We start from the raw sequence: 20,533 nt of genomic DNA, 5'->3' as shown, positions 1-20,533 counted from the left end.
GGATATAGGACTGTACATGGTTCAGTGCGAGATGTGTGGCGCCGAGACGTCGTCCCCGAATACCATCAAAGTCGAGGGCGCCAAGCTCGACGTGTGTTCGAACTGTACCGACTTCGGTACGGAGGTCACACAGACCTCGAGCTCGAGCACTTCGACGAAGTACTCGACCGACTCGAGTTCCTCGTCCTCGAGCGGCGGCCAGTCGTCCGGCTCGAGCACGGGCTCTGCGAGTTCGGGCGGCTCGAGTCAACGCCGGCGTTCCGACATGTTCGACGACATGGAGGAGTTGGCGACCGATTATGACGACCGGGTCCGCAACGCCCGCGAGAGTACGGGCCTGAGCCAGTCCGATCTGGCAAACGAGCTCAACGAGAAGGCGAGCCTGATCCGCAAGATCGAGCGCGGTGATACCCTCCCGAGCGACCGCGTTCAGTCCAAACTCGAGAATTTCCTCGAAATCGACCTGAGTGCGGAAGGCAGTTCCGACGGTGACTCCGAGTGGTCCGGCGGCTCCTCGACGGGGAGCTACACGCTGGGCGACGTGGTCAAGCGAAAGGACTGACGGCCGCCCCGCAGTCGCCGTCACGGACTCGCAAACTATTTCTTTCGTGCGGGTGCGGATGTCGATATGTTCGTCCTCGTTAACCTGAAGACCTATCCGTGCGATCCGGTCGCCGTCGCGGAAGCCGTCCGCGACGTCGACGAGACAACCGACGCTCGCCTGGTCGTCGCACCGCAGGCGTCTCATCTCGAGCGCGTCGCCGAGACGGGTGCAGAAACGTGGGCCCAGCACGTCGGTCCGATCGAGCACGGGAGCAATACCGGACAGACACTGGCGGAGACCGTCGCCGAGGCGGGTGCAGACGGGACGCTGATCAACCACTCCGAGCGACGGCTGAAACTGGCCGACATCGACGGTGCCGTCCGAGCGGCCGACCGAGCCGACCTCGAGACGGTCGTCTGTGCAAACAATCCAGCCCAGATTGGCGCGGCAGCGGCGCTAGGGCCGGACGCGGTCGCCGTCGAACCGCCTGAACTCATCGGGACGGGAACGCCGGTCAGTCAGGCCGACCCCGATATCGTCGAGGACGCCGTCACCGCCGCCGAGCGCGTCGATTCCGACGTCTCGGTCCTCTGTGGTGCGGGTATCAGTAGCGGCGATGACGTCGTCGCTGCGGGCGACCTCGGTGCCGAAGGCGTGTTGCTCGCGAGTGGCGTCGCGAAGGCAGACGATCCGACAGCCGCGCTTGAGGATCTCGTCGCTCCCCTCTGACGCGACTCGGCGACGCTGTCCCCACCGGCAGACACACGCGGTGTGTTTGCCGACCGTCTTTTCTCGGTTCGCCTTGAACTGTGCGTATGGTCGATGATGGCTCCGGCGACGCCGAACCCGGGTCCGGCGAGCCGCCCGTCCCCGTCGCGCTCGAGAATCGGCTGATGGGCCACGGCGTCTACGTGACCGAGTTCCGATGGACGGACGGCTCGGCGGCCGACGAACCAAAAGCGAACGCGACGGCCGGTGACAGAGCCGGCGAGACGTCGATCGAAGACGGGGCCGGCATCGAACTCGCGTACGAAGTCATCGCCGACTCGCCGCGGGTCTCGAACGACGAGGTTGGTGCCGTCCTCCGGACGCTTCGGTCGATCGCGGACGAGCGGGCGTGGACGCCCGGCCGACTCGAGGCCACGTCGCTGTCGACCGACGGGGCGGTACGCGGTCGCTGGTACGTCAAACGCGACTGGTTCGACCGACTCGGGGCGGACCTCTCGGAGCTCGACGTTTCCGAGCGCGTGTTGCGGACGATCTCTGATCGTCCGTCCAAACCTGACACAGATTAAATACGTCCGAGAGGTAGATTAATAATGGTGCGATCACCTCGTTCGCATAGATGTCTTCATGACCGGAGAACAGGTGTACGTTTCCCACGCGCCAGGTGATCTCGATCTCGCACAGGATCTGTTCTCGACGGTCAAGAACTTCCCGTTTGGCGTTCATATCGCGCTCGAGGAGATCGAATCCGGACGTTCGCGCAAGCGACTCGAGGGGCGACTCGCCAACAGCGACGTCGTTGTCGCGGTGCTGACGGAGGCAGCGGTCGAGAACACGTGGATCAACCAGGAGATCGGATACGCGGTGGCCAAGGGAATTCCCGTCCTACCGTTGCGCGAGGAGGGGATCACCCACCGCGGGTTCGTCAGCGACGTCGAGGGTGTGACGATCGATCGGCACAACCTCTCGTTTACGATCTTCAATCTCCTCTGTCGGCTGCGAAGCGAACTCGCGCCGCTGGGGGCGCTGTCGGTACCGAACTGGTATATCCGCTTTCCCTGTACCGTCCCCGACTGCGGCCATCCGGTGACGCTCGAACTCGAGCAAGGACAGACGAAGCTCTGGAAACTCCACAGTCACGGCAAACTGCTTTCGACGTCATGTGAGGTCTGCGAATCGACGTATTACTTCCATCCGGGGACGATCGGTTTCGTCCGCCGCGAGGACGATGCCGGTCGTCAATCGGCGTCCCGGAGTCGGTCGTAGGCCTCGGTGACGAGTGCGAACGCCGATTGGCTACCGCTCTTGCGGTCCGGGTGGGCGCGTTTCACCTGTTCGTGATACGCCGTGCGGAGCTCGTCGTCGGTCGCGTTGGCATCGACGCCGAGCACCTCGCGAGCCCGCTGTTTTCGCATGGCGACCGCGGCGACGATGCCTCGCTCTTCGGCGTCCGCTTTACAGTCTGAGCACAGTCGCTCGGTGCGCTCGTCGATCGTGGTAACGTGATACAGTTCCTCGGAAACCCTGTTGCGACACTGCGTACAGCGGCCCTGCTCGTTCGCGTCGTCTTTGGGCGCACTGCCGGACCCGTCGGTCACATCCGAGTCGTCGGTTTCAGCGCCGCTACCGTCGGCCGAGTCGCGGCCCGGTGCCTCGGCCGCACACGACGGACAGCAACTCACGACGGTCCCGTCGTCGAGCACCACGTCCTCGAGGTCGGCTACGGGGACGGTGGTCGTACAGCCGTCGCATGTGTCACGGCGCTGATCGAGCGAGCCACCCTTTCGGGCGGCCGCTCTGGCGTGCGGTTCGCAGTCCGGACAGCAAACGATCCGTTCGCCGTCCGGCATGCGTATCGTCGCCGCGTCCTCGAGCGCAACCGTTCGGCCGCACCCGTCACAGCCGGGCCGGCGATCACCGACTACAGCCATCGTCCGTCGGTTCGGGGTCGTTCCGTATTAGTTCTTCCGCTGACAGTCGCGTCGACGGACAGGTCGCGCCGTGATCGACCGATCGGCAGTGCCGAGCGCATGGTCGGTGATTAGGATCGTCTTACTGGTCGGAGGTGCCGGCGTTCCGCGAGGATCGATTCGCGAACGGGGCCGATAACAAAGTGCCCGCCCGACGACCGAGCGGTCGTGCGAGGCGATCCTCGCACGTAGATGCGCTGTCCGTTGGACGGCACTCGGCGGCATCCGTCGCCGAGTTCCTCCTCTCCTGTCAGATTTCAGATGGTGGGTCCGAACCGGGACATCAATGGTCTCTCGGCCGTGAGGGTCGCGTATGGACACGGCAGTACGGACCGGCACCCGCGACGGCTCGGTCGGTCGAGAGCGGTTCGTGACCGCGATCGTCGACACCGTCCTCGTCATCGGATTGGTTCTCCTCGGGACCGTCGAGCACGGCGGAAATCCGCTCACCGAACCGCTGGCATCGCTCGAGACCGTCGCGCCCTTCGCGATCGGTTGGATCGCCGTCGCGTTGCTCGCGGGGTTGTATACGCGCGAGGAACTCGAGCCGGTGGTTGGCTACCGATGGCTGGCCGTCACCTGGATCGCGGCGGCGAACGTCGGACTTATGCTGCGCGCATCGTCGTTGTTCGAGGGCAGCGCGAACTGGCCGTTCCCGCTCGTGATCACCGGTTTTGGACTGCTCGTTTTGTTCGGCTGGCGCGTCGGCTACGCTCTGTTTCGGTCGGCGACAACGTAAGTCATCGCTGCTCGACGTTCCCGCAGAGACAGCCGAACGTGATCGATCTGTTATTATACCACCGGATCGAGAGATGATCGGGTAGCCGTCTTCACAGGGTTCAGAGAAGCGATATTGGACCGGCAGTCCGTACAACAGTCACGGGTGAACGCTAACATGACTTTGTACCGAGAGGTGGATAACCAACCCATAAGTTATGAGAATTATAGCAGGTGAATTCCCATTCAAAATGTATCTCCAACGGGACAATTATGGGAAACACTTATATACCTATTCATCATACTATAGGATAGATTATGACTGGATACTACGACATTGTTCTCGGCCTCATCCCAGTCGCACTGCTCGGTATCACTGCAGCCCTCACAGTCGTCGGACTGTCGCTGACTGCGGCGGTGCCGCTCGGTTCGCTGGTCGCGATAGCGATCATCGGGCACGCGATGTTCGTCAACACGCCTGCAGACGTCTCCGACGAGGCCCGGTCCGCGCGCCCCCCGCTGAACGCGGACTAATCTGCTCTTTCCCGTCTCTTTCCCCGCTTTCGATTCCTTTTCCCCGTTTCGCTCCGTGGTGTCTTCCATGACCGACACCCTGTTCGTGACGAGTGCGGACGTCGCAGACCTCGCAACGCCGGCCGAGTACGTCGATGCCGTCCGCGAGGGGTATCGCCAGCGCGGCAACGGCGCGCCGGCACAGCCGCGATCGAAGTTCTTCCGCGACGATCCCGAGGGAATGCTCACGACCTACGCCGCCGTCCTTCCCGAGACCGGTGCGATGGGCGGCTACATGTACAGCGCCGGGTTCGGTGCCACAGACGCCTGGTTCATGGCACCACTGTTCGACGCCGAGAGCGGCGCACCGCTTGCCCTGCTCGACGGTGCGAGCATGAATCCGCACAAAACCGGTGCCGCCGGTGCCGTCGCGGTCGACGAACTCGCCCGCGCCGACGCCGACACCCTCGCTGTCATCGGCAGCGGCGCGCAGGCACGCGGCCAACTGCGCGCGACCGCGACGGTCCGGGACTTCGCCGAGGTCCGCGTCTATTCGCCGACGCCCGAAAACCGCGAGTCCTTCGCCGCCGACTTCGACGAGTCGCTCGAGGCCTCGGTCCGTGCCGTCGACTCGAGTGCGGCCGCCCTCTCGGACGCGGACGTGGTGATCACCGCGACGCGAGCCAGCGAGCCGGTCTTTGACGGCGACGACTTAGCGCCCGGCACCCACGTCACCGCGATGGGCCAGTATTCCCCGGACAAACGCGAACTGGACGCGAAGACGATCGCGAACGCGACCTACGTCCCCGACCTGCGCGAGCGGGCGACGTTCGACGCCGGGTCGTTCATTCAGGCGCTCGAGGAGGGCGCGATCGACGAGGATCACGTCCACGCTGAACTGGGCGAGATCGTCGCCGGGAACGCGCCCGGACGGACGAGTGACGACGAGATCACGGTCTTCGACAGCGGCGGGACCGGGATCGAGACGGTCGCGGCTGGGTACCTGCTCTATGAGCGCGCAACGGAGGCGGGACGCGGGCAGACGATCGAGTTCGCGCCGGCAAGCGAAGCGCTTACCGGAGACTGAATCCTCGAGCGCGACGCGCTGGCGCTTCGGAGTCGCTCACGCGACCGTGGTCGCCCCGCCCAGCAGTCCCATCGTCACCACGAGTCGTCCGAGGCTCCCGATGAACGTGGCGGCGGCGAATTTCGGCAAATCTTCCTCGAGAACGGCGAAGGCGTAGATCGAGAGCGTATCGGGGAAGAAGGGAACGCACAGTGCGACCGCCAGGCCGGCGTATCCATACCGCTGGGCGAGCGACACCGTGTGTCGCTCCGACCACGCGATGATATCGAACCGGGAGCGGCGGAGCCGGCGGACGATCGGCCCCGCCTGTTTCGCCTCCTGTCCGAGATGGAACGCAAAGAGACTGCCGAGGGTTTTCCCCGTCGCGCTGACGCCCATGATAAGTCCGAAGTGAACCCAGATCGGGATTCCGAGATCGAGAGGGGTTGCGAGGACGATTTCGCTCGGACCGGGAAGCACGAACGCGATCAGGAATGAGTAGACGAAGACGATGCTTAGCCCGGGCCATCCTGTCGCACCGTTGATGACGACGTGTGCGCTCTCGAAGACGCGTGGCAGAAGCTCGAATCCGAGCGAGAGACCGACGACACCCCCGATTATCACATTTGAATATCCATATGAATGGCTGTAAGTACTTTTTGTTTCGACGTGATAATCGCCGTCGGAAGACGCAACCAGTGAGTTAGATCGAGACGCGACGAGATTCGGAGACGCGGCCGCAGTCACCTACTCGTTCGTAGGTCGAATCTTGAACCCGTACCGGGTGACGCCTTCCTGCGTGTAGATGCGGCGGATCGTCGTCTCGATTCGGTCGCCGACCTCGAAATCGGCGGGGTCCGCGTCGGTGCCCATCGCGGGGGCACTGACGGTCTCATCGCCGTTTGCTCGTTGCGTCTCCGACGCACCGCTCGTCTCGAGCGCGACGATCGCGGCCGCGTAGTCGCCCGATTTGGCCTGCTGTTCGGCGAACTCCGGCGGCGCGCCGCCCTGCGAGATCGTCGTGACGGCCTCGATCGACCCCTCGCCGGCGAGTTCGACGGGTTCGTACTCGGCGAGTGCGCCGCAGTCGTCGCAGGCCCCTTCCGGCGGGAACGAGAGCGCGCCACACTCCGAACACCGGCCGGCCTCGAGCCGGTAGCGCTGTGGAATCGAGCGCCGCCAGGATGGGACGCTGACGTAGGCTCCGCCGCCCGACGGCGGGCCGGAGGTCACGACGCCGCGCTGGCGCAGGTACTCGGCATAGGAAAGCGGGTCGTCACCCTCGAGCGCAGTTTTGGTCGGCACGTCGCCGTCGGCCTCAACGACGAAGGCGTCCGCGCCCGCGCCGCTGCCCTGGGAGACGGCGAGGATGGACTCGTAGCCGTCTGCGAGGGCTCGAGCGAGCGAAACCGGAACGCTCGCAGCGCCGAGGTCGCCCAGTTCGTGGACCGTCGCGGCGGCCTGGATCTCGTCGGTGCCGACGCCGGCCGCGCCCGCGGCGCGGTAGGGGAGCTTGCCGTCGGGGGCCTGGATCGCGGCCGCTTCGGGTTCGGGGTCGACCTCGAGGCCGGAGACAGCGCCGCCGATCGTCTCGGTGAACGCGCTGCGGTCGTACTGCGTGATGCCGAGTCCCTGGGTCTCGTCCTCGCCGGTGTTACGGAACCGCGTTCCGGGGTACGGTGCGGCGTACTCCGCGCGGTCGACGATTTCGCTCGGGCCGTCGCGCTCTATGACGAACGCCGCGGCCCCCGCGCCGGCGGCGTGGTCCACGCCGTCGTCGGGATCGCCCTTCAGCGCGTCGGCAGCGACGATGAGCGCGGTCGTCGCGTCGGCCTCGAGCGCGTCCTGACCGGCCCAGAGCGCGCGCGTCCCGGCCCGCGTGCTGCCGGTGAAGGTCTGTCTGGTCGTCGACGCCGAGAGGGCGAGCATCGCGCCCAGTCGCGCGGTCAAGTCCGCTTCGGCTTCCGGTGGCCGCGAGGCGGCGAACCCGAGCCAGTCGATCGAGGTAGGGTCGGTCTCGGTCGCCTCGAGCGCCCGCGTTGCGGCCTCGTAGGCCATCGTCAGGGCGTCCTCGTCGGCCGAGGGGACGGCCTTCTCGGTCACGCCGGCGGCGTGGAACTGGCCCCAGGCCTCCTCGAACGCTTCCGCGCTGATGCGGAACCGCGGCGCGTACGCGCCAACGCCGGTGATCGCGCTCATGCGTTCACCTCCTGCTCTTTCTCAAACACGTGAACGACGGCGGCACCACCGCTCCCGCCGACGTTGTGGGTCAGCCCGCGTGTGGGGTTCTCGACCTGTCGCTCGCCGGCCTTCCCGGTGAGCTGTTTGTATGCCTCGACGACCTGTCCGGCACCCGTCGCGCCGATGGGGTGGCCCTTCGACTTGAGGCCGCCGGAGGTGTTGACCGGGAGTTCGCCGCCGATCTCGGTCGCGCCGGAGTCGATGAGCTGGCCGGCTTCGCCCCTCTCACAGAAGCCGAGATCCTCGTAGGCCAGGAGTTCGGCGATGGCGAAGCAGTCGTGGACCTCCGCGAAGTCCAGGTCGTCGGGCGTCACGTCGGCCATCTCGTAGGCCTGTTCGCCGGCCCGCTGGCTCGCCGGGACGCCGGTGTAGGTGTCGCGCTGGAAGAGCCCGACGGTGTCGCTGCCCGCGCCGACGCCGGCCACGCGGATCGGGTCGTCCGTGTACTCGTCGACGACGTCCTCGCTGACGATCAGGGCACAGGCTGCGCCGTCGGACGTCGGACAGCAGTGATAGAGGTTCAGCGGGTCCGCGACGACCGGCGCGGACTGAGCGTCCTCGAGCGAGCACTCGAAGCCCAACTGGGCGTGGGGATTTTTCGCGCCGTTGGCGTGGTTCTTGACGGCGACCTGCGAGAGGTGTTCGCGCGTAGTGCCGTACTGTTCCATGTGGACGCTGGCCATCTGGGCGTAGACGCCGGAGAAGGTGGTTCCCGAGAGCCGCTCCCACTCGGTTTCGCCGGAGACGCCGAGCCAGTATTTCGTCGCGTCCGAGCTCATGTCGGACATGATCTCGAACCCGCCCGCGAGGACAACATCGGCCATCCCCGATTTAACGGCCTGAACGGCCTGCCGAACCGCAAAGCCGCTGGCCGCGCAGGCGTTCTCGACTCGCGTCGTCGGGACGCCGTCGAGGCCGACGTGCTCGGTCACCGCCGGCCCGGAAAGCCCGAGCTGGCGGCCGCCGACGCCGAGGTTGCCGACGAACGCCTCGTCGACGTCTTCGGCCTCGAGTCCCTTTGGGACGCTGTCGGTCGCCGCGTCGAACGCGGTCCGGAACAGCGACCGGTAGCTCTCCGAGGGGAACGCCCCGTAGTCTGACTGCCCCGCACCGACGAGATATGCGTCGCGCATACCCGCCGTTTGGGTGTCCAGATGAAATAAGTGTGCGTTCTCCGGTCGCGACACGTCTCAAATGGCTGAAAACGGCAGCGTCCGTCCTGTTCATCTTCGAACCAGTGTGGGGCAAAACCAACGCCGACCGGACCATGCTGCGTGGGCTTCTCGTCGAAATTCGGCGACCGTGGTGAGACGCGACGCGGGATTCAAGCGTCTCGTCGCCGTATCACCGGTATGTCCCGCGCGGACGAGCTCGTGTCTGTCCTCGAGGCGACCGAGTCGCTGGCGATCGTCTGTCACGACAACCCCGACCCGGACTGTCTCGCCAGCGCGCTCGCACTCGAGGCGATCGCGCTCGATCACGACGTCGGGGACGTGACGATCACGTACGGCGGCGACATTTCACACCAGCAGAACCGCGCGTTCGTCAACATGCTCGATATCGACCTCCGAACGCTTGCGGGGACCGACATCGACGAGTACGACCATATCGGATTCGTCGATCACACCCGACCGGGAGCGAACACCGAGGCTCCGGAGAGCGTCATCCCTGATATCGTCGTCGACCACCATCCTGGCGACTCGAGCGGTGCCACCTTCGAAGACGTGCGCACCGACTACGGTGCGACGGCGACGATTTTCGTTGAGTATCTTCGGGACCTCGAGGTCGAACCCACGACACGGCTCGCCTCCGCGTTGCTGTTTGCGCTCCACCGCGAACGGCTCGATTTCGTTCGCGAACCCACGCGACGCGAGTACGAGGCCGCGCTAGCGGTCTACCCCGACGCGGATCTCGAGATCCTCGAACAATTGTACGGCAGCGCGTTCACGCCGGGCACGCTCGACGCCATCGGCCGGGCGATCGCCAGCCGCGAACGTCGCGGCTCGGCGCTCGTCGCGAGCGTCGGGAAAACCAGCGAGACCGACGCGTTGCCCCAGGCGGCGGATTACCTGCTTAACCTCGAGGGCGTCGATACGGTTCTGGCGTACGGCATTATCGGCGATGCGATCCGCCTGAGCGGTCGCTCGATCGATCCACGAGTCAACATGGGAACAACGCTCGAATCGGCGTTCGACGAACTCGGCGCGGTCGGCGGGCACCACGACATGGGCGGCGGCCGGATCGAACTCGGCCTGTTCGCAGACGACGAAGGCGACGCCGAGGAACTGCTCGCGTTCGTCGGCAGCCGGCTCACTCATCGGTTCTTCGACGCGTTAAATCTCGACGAGTGAGGGCAGCAACCCGGCCACTCGAGCCGGGATTCACTCGATATCGATCGAGCGCGATTCATCGCTCGGTTCGATCTTCGGTAGCCGAACGGTCAACACGCCGTTGTTGACGCTGGCTCGGATCTCGTCGGCGTCGACCGGCTCCGGCAGCCGGACCTGTCGGCTGAACGATTGGGTCTTTCGCTCGCGCCGGATGTAGTTTTCCTCCTCGCCGCCGACTTCCTCGGTGTGCTCGCGATCGCCCGAGATGGCGAGGCTCTCCCCCGTGAGACGCAACTCAAGGTCGTCGCTCTCGTAGCCCGGTACGTCGGCGGTGACGACGAACTCGTCGCCCTCATCCGCGAGGTCGATGCTCGTCGCCGTGCCCCCAACCGAGAGGTCGAGTTGGCTCCGGTTGTCCATCTGCGTTTCCCACGACCGCGCCGCCGTCTCGAGCTGGCGGTTTAGCCGGTCGAGCAGTTCGTCGATGCCGTCGAACGGACCTGGTCGTCGTGACATGCGATCACCTCTCGTGAGTAGGCGGTCGACGGCGAAAAAAGCTACTCCCGTGTGCGACGACGGTCGCCCTCCTCGATATGTTCGTGTACAGACTTGCGGCAGAACCGACGGGTGGGCTGGTCGTTTTTAGGCTGCCGACCGTCGGTCCAAATATGACGGAAGCACTGTTCGTCGTCAGCGAGGAAGGTTACTGGGGAGAGGAATGCGTCGACCCCCTCGAGACGCTCTCGGATGCGGGTATCGAGGTCACGGTCGCGACGCCGTCGGGCGACCCGCCGGTCGTCGACGAGCGCTCGATAGACCCCGACGAGGTCGGCGAGGAGACCGCCGAACACGTCCGCGACGTCGCCGAGAACGACGAACGGCTAAACGATCCGATCCCAGTCGCACAGGCCGACGCCGACGGGTACGACGCCGTCGTCTTCCCCGGCGGCCACGGCACCGCATGGGACATCAATCAGGACAAACACGCCCGCGAACTCCTGCGAGACAGCGTCGAGGGCGACGGCAAGGCGCTGGTCGTCTGCCACGCCGTCGGCATACTCGGCTTCGCCCGCGACAGCCACGGCGCGTTCATCGTCAACGGCCGCGACGTGACCGGCTTCCCCAACGAATGGGAGGAGGGCATCGTCGACGAACAGGATCGGATGCCCGACGGCCGCAAGCTACCTTACTGGGTCGAAGACGAGGTGGAAACGGCCGGCGGTAACTGGGACGCCGAACTTGATTCCGAGACCAGCGTCACCGTCGACGGCGACCTGATCACCGCCCGCGGTCCGGGTTCCTCACACGCCGCGGCCGAGACCTTGCTCGAGGAACTCGGCGTCGAACTCGAGGCCTGATCGGCTTCGAGCCGCCGCGCTCCCTCTCGAGATCGGCCCTACGTTCGAGAACCGGACAACCGAATCAGTCCCTTTTTACACGCCGCCGGGGAATCACCAGTTATGAGCTTCGAGGAAGACGACCGCGTGGTCCTCCACGACGAGCACAGCGAGTTCGACGGCGAGACCGGCACCGTCTCTCAGACGATGGAGTCGATGTTCGGCGACGTCACCTACACCGTCAGCTTCGACGACGGCCAGGAGGCCGGCGTTCCCGAAGACGACCTCGAGGCGGCCGACGCAGACGAGGAGTAACCACCGCCCCGCCCGGGCCGGCCGCGCTCGCTCGAGCCGACAGCCGGTCCGTCACCACCGGGCCGATCGTACACCGATATTCGACCCGCAGATGCCACAGATTCCGCTTCACTACGTCGACTTACGGACGTTTTGCTACGCCACCGAGGACGAAAAGCGCGTCGAGGAGGCGCTGCGAACCTTCCTCCCCGACGGCGACGACGAGCCGTTCGAAATCGACCGCGCCGAGAGCGAGGGCCACTACGGCGATCGCATCCTCGTCCTCTCGGCTCGCGTCGAGAAGGCCGACGACGTTCGCCACGTCCTCTCGCGGCTGGCCGACCTCGAGTCCTTCGACGACCTGATCGATGAACTCGACGAGCGGGTCACCGAGAACACCGAACTGTTCTTGCGCCTCGACAAACAGGCCGCCTTCGAGGGCGATGTGCGCCTCGGTGACGGCATCACCTTCCGCGGGAAAGTCGAAGCGTACCCGGCGAAAAAGGAGCAGGCCGTCGCGAACGCCGAGGACGTCCTCGAGCGGTTACGCGATCGAAACTGACCGCACTCGCGCTCGAGAACACCGTTTTTCGCGTCCAGTTCCGACTCGCATGAGCTGGCCGAACGCGATCGTCCGGTTGCGAAGTGCTTTTGACTGACCGGTCAGTAAGAACTCGTAGATCCTTCTTGTATGACGGACGAGACGACCGACGATCTCATGGAGGCGACGTATCGCGCGCTCTGCAAACACGGCTACGCGGAGTTGACGATGCAGGATATCGCCGCCGAATCGACGAAGAGCAAAGGAACGCTCCACTACCACTTCGAGAGCAAGCAGGACCTCCTCGAGTCGTTTCTGGAGTATCTTCTGACCCAATTCGAGGAGCGGACCGAAACCGTGCCCGGCGAAACGCCGACCGAGAAACTCCACGAGTTCCTCGACGAACTGCTGACGCCGTCCGACGAGGACTCGGCCGAGGAGTTCCGAACGGCGATGCTCGAAATCAAGGCCCAATCGCCGTACAATGAGGCCTATCGGGAGCAGTTGAGCGAGTTCGATACCGCGTTGCACGAGCGGATCGCCGGCCTCATCGCGGACGGCATCGAGGCGGGTGAGTTACACGACGCTATCGAGCCCGACGAAACGGCGGACTTCCTCGTGACGCTGTTCCACGGCGCGCAAACGCGAGCGGCCGCGGTCGATCGGTCACCCGAACGGACGAAGCAGTACGTTCACGGGTATATCGACGACGCGCTTCGGGCTGACGACTCGAGCGGTGCGGGGTCGACGCGCCCGGACCGCGAGACGGAGGCCGACAGATGAGCCTGCTAGGCCGACTCATCGCGTGGGTTACGCGTCGCTTCGGCCGGCTCTCCGGGGCGTTCAAGGGCCCAGAGGAGTTCGATCTGACGGACGGCGACATCGCAAAGCCGCTGTTCTATCTCTCGTTGCCGATCATCGTGACGAACCTGCTGCAGACGGCCTACAATCTCATCGACACGTTCTGGCTCGGACAGTACAGTACCGAGGCGCTGGCGGCGATCGGCTTCGGATTCCCGATGGTGTTTCTGCTCATCTCGGTCGGAATGGGGCTGTCGGTCGCCGGGAGCGTCCTCGTCGCCCAGCACATCGGCGCAGACGAAGAGGAGGAAGCGGAGTACGCCGCCTCACAGACAGTGGCGCTGTCGCTGCTCGGCGCGTTACTTCTAGGGCTGGTCGGTTACGGCCTCGTAAACGAGTTGCTCGGCCTCCTTGGAGCGTCACAGGACGTCCTACCGCTGGCGACCGCCTACATGCAGGTCATCACGCTCGGAATGCCCTTCATGTTCGGCTTTTTCGTCTTTATCGCGCTGATGCGGGGCTACGGCGATACGATCACACCGATGCTCGTCATGTTCGGCTCGGTGTTGCTCAACGTCGTCCTCGACCCGTTCTTGATCTTCGGCTGGGGACCGTTCCCCGAACTCGGGATTCAGGGGGCGGCGATCGCGACCGTCTTCTCCCGTGCGCTCGCGCTCGTCGTGGGCCTCGCGATCATGTTCCGTGGAACGCGGGGCGTCCACATCCGTCTCGGACAGATGCGTCCCGATCTCTCGTTCGCGAAGAAGCTCGTCAGCATCGGGTTTCCGGCATCGATCGAGGGAATGGGTCGCGCGCTGTCGATCAACCTGCTGTTGGTGATCGTCGCCTTCTTCCCGGACACGGTCGTCGCCGCCTACTCGATCGGCACGCGCGTGTTCTCGGTGATCTTCCTCCCGGCGATCGCCGTCGCCCGCGGCGTCGAGACGATGACCGGCCAGAACATCGGCGCTGGTAACCCCGACCGTGCGAAGGCCGCCGCCGACTTCGCCGCCCGAACCACGTTCGTCGTCCTCGGGGCACTGGGCGTCATCGCATGGATCGGCGCACGGCCGATCACTGCGGTGTTCACCGACAATCCCGAGGTCGTCGACGTCGGCGTCACGTTCCTCCGGTACGTCGCACCGTCGTTCGGCTTCATCGGCGTGATGCGGGCCTACAACGGCAGCTTCCGCGGAACCGGGAAGACGCTCACCGCGGCCGCGATCGTCCTCGTCATCTACGGTCTCGTCCGACTCCCGATCGCCTACAGCCTCTCACAGACGACACTCGAGTACCGCGGCATCTGGCTCGCCTTCGCCGCCTCGAACGCAGTCGGTGCCGCCCTCGCGTACGGCTGGTATCGCAGAGGCACCTGGCGCGATGTCGACGTGACCGAGGGGCCGGCGGCCCCCGGACTTGGCGACGATATCGAGCCGAGCACCGACGACTGACCGGCCGCTCGACACGGCACTCGAGCCACCGGCGATCGCGACTCGAGCGGGGCGTTTTTGCCTCCCGCCCCGGAGGACTGTGGTATGTACGTATCCGTCGTGGCCGACGGTCCGGTCCGCGAGGCGGTCGTCGCCGCGTTCGACGATGTCGATATCGACGTTCGTGACGCCCAACCGGCGGAACTCGCCGACGCGCGCTTTGCCGTCGTCGGTGCCATCGCCGGCTCGGCGACGTTCGACCGGGCGAACGAGGCCGCACTCGAGGGCGGAACGCCGTGGATCGCCGTCGAGATCGGCGGCGTCGGCGGTTATCCGATCCCCGACGTCGACGCGGCCGTGACTGGCTTTGCGCCCGCCGCCGGTTGTTTCGACTGTCTGCGCGCCCGCGTCGCGTCGAATCTCGAGGAGCAAGGTGACGCCCCGCAGGCCGACCGTAGCGCGGCCAGGCTCGCCGGCGCGGTCGCCGGCCGGGAGTGCGTGCGCGTCCTCTCGGGCGACGAGCGGTCGATCATCGGAACGGTGCGCGAAGTACCCCACGCTCGGCGGCCGCTCGTCCCCGTTCCGGGCTGTGCGTGTGCCGACGCGGGCCGTGATTGGACGCTCGAGCGTGACGCCGAGACACTCGCCCTCGAGACGGCGGTCGAGCACGCAGAGCAAGCGATCGACGACCGCGTCGGCCCGATTTCGAGCATCGCCGAGGTGGAGTCGTTCCCGGCACCGTACTATCTGGCGACCGTGGCGGACACGACCGCCTACAGCGACGCGACCGCGCCACGACAGGCCGCCGGCGTCGCAGACGACTGGAACGCCGCGCTGATGAAAGCCGTCGGAGAGGGCCTCGAGCGCTACTGCGCCGGCGTCTACCGCGAGGACGAGTTCGTTCATGCGAGCGAGGCTGACCTCGAGAACGCCGTCGCGCCGACGGCTCTCGTCCGGCCGGACGATGCACTCGCCTACGACTCGAGCGACGAACACCGCTGGGTGCCCGGCGAGGACCTCGCGACCGGCGAGTCGACCTATCTGCCGGCCGCCGCGGTCCAGTTCCCCCAGCCCGGCGCGGAACTGGTCCCGGCGATCACGACCGGACTCGGGCTCGGCTCGTCGACGGTCGACGCCCTCGTATCGGGGCTGACCGAGACGATCGAGCGCGACGCGACGATGCTCGCGTGGTACTCGACGTTCGAACCGCTCGGTCTGTCAGTCGAGACCGACGCGTTCGACCGACTCGAGCGCCGTGCCGGAAGCGAAGGGCTGTCGGTGACGCCGCTGCTCGTCACGCAGGATATCGACGTGCCGGTCGTCGCCGTGGCCGTCCACCGCGACTCGGACGCGCTCGCCGGTGGAGAGATTTCGCCGACCGACGACGCGTGGCCTGCGTTCGCGGTCGGCTCTGCGGCCGGCCTCGACGCCGCGGCCGCGGCGACGTCGGCGCTCGAGGAGGCGCTCCAGAACTGGACGGAGCTTCGAAGCCTCGGCCCTGACGAGGCCGGCGACGCGGGGGGTGCGATCGGCGACTACGCCGCCTTCCCTGAACGTGCTCGGGACTTCGTCGCCGCCGATCGGACGGTGCCCGCGGCGAGCGTCGGCCCCGACCCCGTCCCGACGGGCGTCGATCGGCTCGAGGCGCTGTGTGAACGAACGATCGACGCGGGGCTGACGCCGTACGCGGCGCGACTGACGACGCGTGACGTCGAACGGATCGGTTTCGAGGCCGTGCGGGTCATCGTTCCGGGCGCGCAACCGCTGTTCACCGGCGAGCCGTTCTTCGGTGAGCGGGCGCGGACGGTCCCGGACGATCTCGGCTTTGAGCCGCGGCTCGAGCGGCCGTTCCATCCCTATCCCTGATCGGTCACGAAAAGTAGCGCTCAGGCGCCGTCGTTCGATTCGGTGCCGTTCGGCTCGGTGCCGTCCGCATCAGTATCGTTCTGGCCGATTCCGCCCGTTTCAGTGTCGCTCGGCTCAGGTCCGGCGGTCGGACCCGTCTCCTCACCGTTCCCGCGTTCGATATTCAGTATCAGACCGTCGTTCGTAATTCGGACGACCACGCGGCTCGTATTCGACGTGATCATTCCCTCCTTGACCGCGAGCCGCTCGCCTTCCCGTCCGAACTTCGTCGCGCGGAAGTGCTGTTTGGTCGCATCGAGATGTGGTGCTGTGGCCCGCTGGTCCGACGTGATGGTGTAGCTCTCCTTGTACGTCTGCCGGCCCCCGCTTGCGGCGTAGGCCTCGAGTCGGAGGTCGTAGTGCTGATCGGCCTCGTTGTAGAGTTCGACCGGTACCAGCCCTCGAAAACTCCCCTGATAGTGCTCCTGCAGCGCCTCGAGGCAGCCCGAGAGACTGACGACGGCTGTGACCCCGACAGATTGGAGTACCGTACGACGGTTCACATTCGGTGCTCGGTGTCGCACGACCGTAGGCGTTACTCTTCGATCGGCTCCCATTGGGTGAGAGCCACACCCACGGAATTTTTGCGTCGGGAGATGAACGCCAACGTATGGAGAAAGTCGCGATCGACAACGTCGATATCGAAGTTAACCCGATGAACGTCCACTCGGTCAGACGACCGATTTCGGACGCGCTCGGCTTTTCCGACTTCGCGATGAACTACTTCGAACTCGAGCCCGACGAGTCCTTTTCCGGCGGACTCCACACGCACCACGATCAGGAAGAAGTTTTCTACGTCCAAGAGGGAACCGCGACGTTCGAGACGAAAGACGGCGACGTTTCGGTCGACGAGGGCGAGGTCGTTCGATTCGCGCCCGGCGACTTCCAGCACGGCTACAACGACACCGACGAGCGGGTCGTCGGCTTCGCATTCGGCGCACCCGAGTCCAAACACGACTGGGGGCAGATCGAATCGATGCTCTACTGTCGGAACTGCGAGGCCGAAATCGGACACGGCCTCGAGCTCACCGACGAGGGGAACTTCCGGATGACGTGTACCGAGTGCGGTCGCTCGTTCGTCCCCTGATCCCGATTCGAATCCTCGTCCGTGCGGCCCGTTGGCGAACGCTATCCCGACTCCCACCGAATTTGAGCCGGAACCTTTTCACGGGGGACCGAGTGGGAAAACGTATGGGCACGCAAGACAGTTCGACCGAGGGGATCGACACAACGCTTTTCATCACCGTCTCCGGCCCGCCGGGTTGTGGGGCGACGACGCTGTGTGAACGCCTCGCCGACGCGATGGGCTGTCCGTACGTCTCCGGTGGCGACATCTTCCGGGAACTCGCCGAGGACCGCGATATGAGCTTAAACCAGCTCACCGCGAAGGCCGACGAGTCCGACGAAATCGACCGCGCGTTAGATCAGCGCCTCCAGCAGATCGCCGAGAAGTGGGGCATGGCCAACAAACCGTTCATCCTCGAGTCCCGGCTCGCGGGCTGGCTGGCCGGCGACCGCGCGGACCTGCGGATCTGGCTCGATGCCCCCGAAGACGTCCGCCTCGAGCGCATCGACGACCGGGTCGAAACCGAGGCCGAGATGCGCGTCCGCGAAGTCAGCGAGGCCGGCCGCTATCAGTCTTACTACGAGATCGATATCGACGACCAGACGTTCTACGACCTCTATATCAACACCGCCCGTTGGAGCAAACGGGGCGTGTTCACTCTCGTCAAAGCTGCGATCGAGGAGTACGATCCCGAACTCGACGAAGGTGCGTTCTCGACACCGACCCTCGACCCCTGAGCGGTCCCGTGTGTCTCCGCTGCACAACGGTACCGAAAGCAGTGTAGGCCGTCGTTTACAGCGGTCTCGCAACGCTATCGGCGAACTACTGAAGTAGGCGAACCTGATTTCGGTTGTACTACCCGATGATGGTGGGCGGTGTCAATAATCCGGGCCGCTTCGATCGGACAGCAGCCGCTCTCAGTCCGTTTCGTGCGATCGCTCGGGGGGCCGGGGCCGAACGGTACGATCTCGAGGGGAGCTCGATACATGGAGGGTGTGGATGCCGCGAAACGCGTTGATGGGGGCCATCGGGCTCCTCGCGGCGGCAGCCCTCGTCGCCCCGAGTATCGGGCTGTATCGGGTGTTCTCGTACGTCGCGGCGGCGTTCATCCTCGCCGTAGTCGCGTCCGCGTCGATCGAACACCGCGGCTCGTCGCTCGAACCGTACACCGGTCTCGTCGCCGGGCTCGCCGGGACGTTCGTCGTCGGGCTCACGGGCATCTGGCTGCTATGGAGTCCGGGCGTGACGAACTACGCGTACGTCCTGGGCGTGCCGAGGCCGACGCTCGTCTACTTCGCGCTTCTGTGGCTCGCTCCCGCGCTCGCGTCGATCTATTACTCGCTGGTTTTCGATCGGATCGGCAGCGAGGAGATCGTCGACGAAATTATCGCCGACGCTCGAGACCACCAGCAGCGAGCAGCGCTTCCGCTGGCTCCCCAGCGGAGCGACCGAACGACCGACGTGGAGGGAGACGATGACTGACGCGGCCGTCGTCCCGCTTCAGGCCGAGGGGATTCCGGTTGCGGACGATCCGATCATCCTCGCCTTCGGGGCGGTATACCTGCTGATTGTCGTCCTGATCGGCGCGTGGGGATACGTGCGCACTCAGACGACCGGCGACTTCCTCATCACGGGCAAGAGCGTCGGAACCTGGGTTCTCGCGATGACCGCCTTCTCTGTCATCCAGTCCGGATTCGGCTTCGTCGGTGGTCCCGAACTCGTCTACGCGTTCGGAACGACGCCGCTCTGGATTTTCTTTACCGCACCGCTTGGGTTTCTCCTGACCTGGGTCGTCCTTGCCAAACGGCTCCGACTGCTCGCGGACATCCGAAACGTCCTCACGCTGGCCGACGGCATGTACGTCCGCTACGAGAGCGACTGGGTGCGCGGGCTCACCGGACTGGCCGTCATCGTCGGCGTCATCGCCTATCTGGCGACGAACCTCGCGGCACTACAGTTCGTCATGCGCGCGATATTCGGCGTTCCGGTCGTCTGGGGACTGTTCGGCGGTGCCTTCATCCTGCTGCTGTACAGTATGCTCGGCGGCATGATCGCCGGCGTCTGGACCGACTTCTTGCAGGCGCTGACGATGATAACCGGCGCGGTGTTCGTCTTCGCCTACGCGATGTCGTTCGGCGGCGGTATGGAGACGATCTCGAGGAATCTCGCGACCGCAGATCCAGCCCTCGTCTCGCCGTTCGGAGCGATGGGCGGGGCGACGACGGCCGTCCTCGTCGGCGTCGCATGGTGGATCCTCTTCTCGGTCGGTGCCGCCGGCCAACCTCACCTGATCACGAAATTCTACATGAGCCGTAACCTGGAGATCCTGAAATGGGGTGCACCGATCGCCGCCCTCTCCTATGCGATCTCGAGCCTGATCGCCTTCTCGGCGGGGCTCTCGATGCGGGCGATGGTCGAAGCCGGTGAGATCGGGGAGACGTTCAGCGCGAGCGAGGTCGGGCCGGTCTTCGTCCTCGAGCACACGCCGAGTCTCGTCGCCGGGCTCATTCTCGCGGCGCTGCTCGCGGCGATCATGTCGACGAGCGATTCGTTTCTCAATATCGGTGCCGCGGCCGTCTCACGAGATATTCCGAGAGCGATGGGGCGGTCGATCGAGGACGATCGGACGGAACTCCGAGTCACGCAAGCGGCGCTGGCCGGACTGACGGTACTCGCGACGGGCGTCGTCTACTTCTCCGACGCGCTGGTCGGCATTCTCGGAACGATCGGGTGGGGCTTCTTCGCCGCCGCGTTCGTTCCCGTCGTCGTCTTCGGGATGAACTGGAAAGGGGCGACGAAAGAGGGTGCGATCGCGGCGATTGTCGGTGGGCTCACCGTCAACGTCTTCTACAGCGCCGTTCCGATGGCCGCGGAGGCGGCCGGCTACGACGGGATCGCCGGCGGCATGACGGCGCTCTATCCGTACCCGGACGTGTTCCCGGTCGGCACCGTCGCGCTCTTGGTCGCGGTCGTCCTGTTCGTTGGCGTCTCGCTGACGACTCAGGACGGCACCGAACTCCCCGCGGATCTCCACGCACTGCTCGAGCGCTGA

24 protein-coding genes are annotated in these 20,533 nt (G+C 65.5%); 18 read left to right on the top strand and 6 right to left on the bottom strand.

Annotation, left to right across the window (positions count from 1 at the left end; genetic code table 11):
• Nucleotides 1-16: 16 nt before the first annotated feature.
• The 4 genes from ACJ70B_RS01225 to ACJ70B_RS01210 all read left to right on the top strand — a co-directional run bounded on the left by ACJ70B_RS01225 (nt 17) and on the right by ACJ70B_RS01210 (nt 2,536).
• Nucleotides 17-562, top strand: a complete 546-nt coding sequence (locus ACJ70B_RS01225; protein ID WP_408958601.1) for a multiprotein bridging factor aMBF1 — start codon at nt 17-19, stop codon at nt 560-562.
• Nucleotides 563-628: 66 nt separating this feature from the next.
• Entirely contained in the window at nt 629-1,273 is a 645-nt protein-coding gene (tpiA, locus tag ACJ70B_RS01220) for a triose-phosphate isomerase (RefSeq protein ID WP_408958600.1), read from the top strand.
• An 86-nt stretch (nt 1,274-1,359) separates the two neighbouring features.
• Nucleotides 1,360-1,839, top strand: coding sequence for a hypothetical protein (locus ACJ70B_RS01215; protein ID WP_408958599.1), 480 nt, complete (start codon nt 1,360-1,362; stop codon nt 1,837-1,839).
• 58 nt (nt 1,840-1,897) lie between these two features.
• Nucleotides 1,898-2,536, top strand: a complete 639-nt coding sequence (locus ACJ70B_RS01210) for a toll/interleukin-1 receptor domain-containing protein (protein WP_408958598.1) — start codon at nt 1,898-1,900, stop codon at nt 2,534-2,536.
• Here ACJ70B_RS01210 and ACJ70B_RS01205 read toward each other — a convergent pair.
• On the bottom strand, nt 2,509-3,201 hold the full coding sequence (locus ACJ70B_RS01205) for a J domain-containing protein (RefSeq protein ID WP_408958597.1): 693 nt from the start codon (nt 3,199-3,201) through the stop codon (nt 2,509-2,511). The two genes, ACJ70B_RS01210 and ACJ70B_RS01205, sit on opposite strands and share 28 nt — an antisense overlap.
• A 352-nt stretch (nt 3,202-3,553) precedes the next feature.
• Here ACJ70B_RS01205 and ACJ70B_RS01200 point away from each other — a divergent pair, with 352 nt between their 5' ends.
• The 3 genes from ACJ70B_RS01200 to ACJ70B_RS01190 all read left to right on the top strand — a co-directional run bounded on the left by ACJ70B_RS01200 (nt 3,554) and on the right by ACJ70B_RS01190 (nt 5,557).
• Complete coding sequence (locus tag ACJ70B_RS01200; RefSeq protein WP_408958596.1) at nt 3,554-3,979, top strand: DUF3054 domain-containing protein; 426 nt, start codon at nt 3,554-3,556, stop codon at nt 3,977-3,979.
• 296 nt (nt 3,980-4,275) lie between these two features.
• The gene (locus ACJ70B_RS01195) at nt 4,276-4,491 is read left to right on the top strand and encodes a hypothetical protein (protein WP_408958595.1); all 216 of its coding nucleotides are present in this window, start codon (nt 4,276-4,278) and stop codon (nt 4,489-4,491) included.
• Nucleotides 4,492-4,558: 67 nt separating this feature from the next.
• Nucleotides 4,559-5,557 carry an ornithine cyclodeaminase family protein gene (locus ACJ70B_RS01190; RefSeq protein ID WP_408958594.1) on the top strand — a complete coding sequence of 333 codons (999 nt, stop codon included), beginning with the start codon at nt 4,559-4,561 and terminating at the stop codon, nt 5,555-5,557.
• 36 nt (nt 5,558-5,593) lie between these two features.
• Here the strand turns inward: ACJ70B_RS01190 and ACJ70B_RS01185 are convergent, their stop codons facing one another.
• The 3 genes from ACJ70B_RS01185 to ACJ70B_RS01175 all read right to left on the bottom strand — a co-directional run bounded on the left by ACJ70B_RS01185 (nt 5,594) and on the right by ACJ70B_RS01175 (nt 8,910).
• Complete coding sequence (locus tag ACJ70B_RS01185) at nt 5,594-6,115, bottom strand: YqaA family protein (RefSeq protein WP_408960140.1); 522 nt, start codon at nt 6,113-6,115, stop codon at nt 5,594-5,596.
• Nucleotides 6,116-6,283: 168 nt separating this feature from the next.
• Complete coding sequence (locus tag ACJ70B_RS01180; protein ID WP_408958593.1) at nt 6,284-7,735, bottom strand: zinc ribbon domain-containing protein; 1,452 nt, start codon at nt 7,733-7,735, stop codon at nt 6,284-6,286.
• Nucleotides 7,732-8,910 carry a thiolase domain-containing protein gene (locus tag ACJ70B_RS01175; RefSeq protein ID WP_408958592.1) on the bottom strand — a complete coding sequence of 393 codons (1,179 nt, stop codon included), beginning with the start codon at nt 8,908-8,910 and terminating at the stop codon, nt 7,732-7,734. Before ACJ70B_RS01175 ends, ACJ70B_RS01180 begins: the two co-directional genes overlap by 4 nt.
• Before the next feature lie 219 nt (nt 8,911-9,129).
• On the opposite strand from ACJ70B_RS01175, the gene ACJ70B_RS01170 reads away from it, so the two are divergent.
• Nucleotides 9,130-10,128, top strand: coding sequence for a DHH family phosphoesterase (locus ACJ70B_RS01170; protein WP_408958591.1), 999 nt, complete (start codon nt 9,130-9,132; stop codon nt 10,126-10,128).
• Nucleotides 10,129-10,158: 30 nt separating this feature from the next.
• Here ACJ70B_RS01170 and ACJ70B_RS01165 read toward each other — a convergent pair whose 3' ends face one another.
• Nucleotides 10,159-10,623, bottom strand: coding sequence for an Hsp20/alpha crystallin family protein (locus ACJ70B_RS01165; RefSeq protein ID WP_408958590.1), 465 nt, complete (start codon nt 10,621-10,623; stop codon nt 10,159-10,161).
• Between the two features lie 152 nt (nt 10,624-10,775).
• Here ACJ70B_RS01165 and ACJ70B_RS01160 point away from each other — a divergent pair, with 152 nt between their 5' ends.
• From ACJ70B_RS01160 to ACJ70B_RS01135, 6 genes are all read left to right on the top strand, one after another.
• Nucleotides 10,776-11,465, top strand: coding sequence for a type 1 glutamine amidotransferase domain-containing protein (locus ACJ70B_RS01160; protein ID WP_408958589.1), 690 nt, complete (start codon nt 10,776-10,778; stop codon nt 11,463-11,465).
• 102 nt (nt 11,466-11,567) lie between these two features.
• The gene (locus ACJ70B_RS01155) at nt 11,568-11,759 is read left to right on the top strand and encodes a DUF1918 domain-containing protein (protein WP_408958588.1); all 192 of its coding nucleotides are present in this window, start codon (nt 11,568-11,570) and stop codon (nt 11,757-11,759) included.
• 91 nt (nt 11,760-11,850) lie between these two features.
• A complete protein-coding gene (locus ACJ70B_RS01150; RefSeq protein ID WP_408958587.1) occupies nt 11,851-12,300 on the top strand; it encodes an RNA-binding protein in 450 nt (149 codons plus the stop codon).
• A gap of 129 nt (nt 12,301-12,429) precedes the next feature.
• A complete protein-coding gene (locus ACJ70B_RS01145) occupies nt 12,430-13,062 on the top strand; it encodes a TetR/AcrR family transcriptional regulator (RefSeq protein WP_408958586.1) in 633 nt (210 codons plus the stop codon).
• Nucleotides 13,059-14,531: an MATE family efflux transporter gene (locus ACJ70B_RS01140; protein WP_408958585.1), complete on the top strand. Its 1,473-nt coding sequence runs from the start codon at nt 13,059-13,061 to the stop codon at nt 14,529-14,531. Before ACJ70B_RS01145 ends, ACJ70B_RS01140 begins: the two co-directional genes overlap by 4 nt.
• A gap of 84 nt (nt 14,532-14,615) precedes the next feature.
• The gene (locus ACJ70B_RS01135; protein WP_408958584.1) at nt 14,616-16,376 is read left to right on the top strand and encodes a YcaO-like family protein; all 1,761 of its coding nucleotides are present in this window, start codon (nt 14,616-14,618) and stop codon (nt 16,374-16,376) included.
• 20 nt (nt 16,377-16,396) lie between these two features.
• Here the strand turns inward: ACJ70B_RS01135 and ACJ70B_RS01130 are convergent, their stop codons facing one another.
• Nucleotides 16,397-16,918 carry a hypothetical protein gene (locus ACJ70B_RS01130; RefSeq protein ID WP_408958583.1) on the bottom strand — a complete coding sequence of 174 codons (522 nt, stop codon included), beginning with the start codon at nt 16,916-16,918 and terminating at the stop codon, nt 16,397-16,399.
• Between the two features lie 107 nt (nt 16,919-17,025).
• Here ACJ70B_RS01130 and ACJ70B_RS01125 point away from each other — a divergent pair, with 107 nt between their 5' ends.
• From ACJ70B_RS01125 to ACJ70B_RS01110, 4 genes are all read left to right on the top strand, one after another.
• Entirely contained in the window at nt 17,026-17,502 is a 477-nt protein-coding gene (locus tag ACJ70B_RS01125; protein ID WP_408958582.1) for a cupin domain-containing protein, read from the top strand.
• 104 nt (nt 17,503-17,606) lie between these two features.
• Nucleotides 17,607-18,218: a (d)CMP kinase gene (gene cmk / locus ACJ70B_RS01120; RefSeq protein ID WP_408958581.1), complete on the top strand. Its 612-nt coding sequence runs from the start codon at nt 17,607-17,609 to the stop codon at nt 18,216-18,218.
• A 262-nt stretch (nt 18,219-18,480) separates the two neighbouring features.
• Entirely contained in the window at nt 18,481-18,963 is a 483-nt protein-coding gene (locus tag ACJ70B_RS01115; protein WP_408958580.1) for a hypothetical protein, read from the top strand.
• Nucleotides 18,956-20,533, top strand: a complete 1,578-nt coding sequence (locus ACJ70B_RS01110) for a sodium/proline symporter (protein ID WP_408958579.1) — start codon at nt 18,956-18,958, stop codon at nt 20,531-20,533. The genes ACJ70B_RS01115 and ACJ70B_RS01110 overlap by 8 nt, the downstream gene beginning before the upstream one ends.

Origin of the sequence: Natrinema sp. 74 (genome assembly GCF_046097095.1) — an archaeon.
GTDB lineage: Archaea > Halobacteriota > Halobacteria > Halobacteriales > Natrialbaceae > Natrinema.
This window is presented reverse-complemented; position numbering and strand designations above follow the sequence as displayed.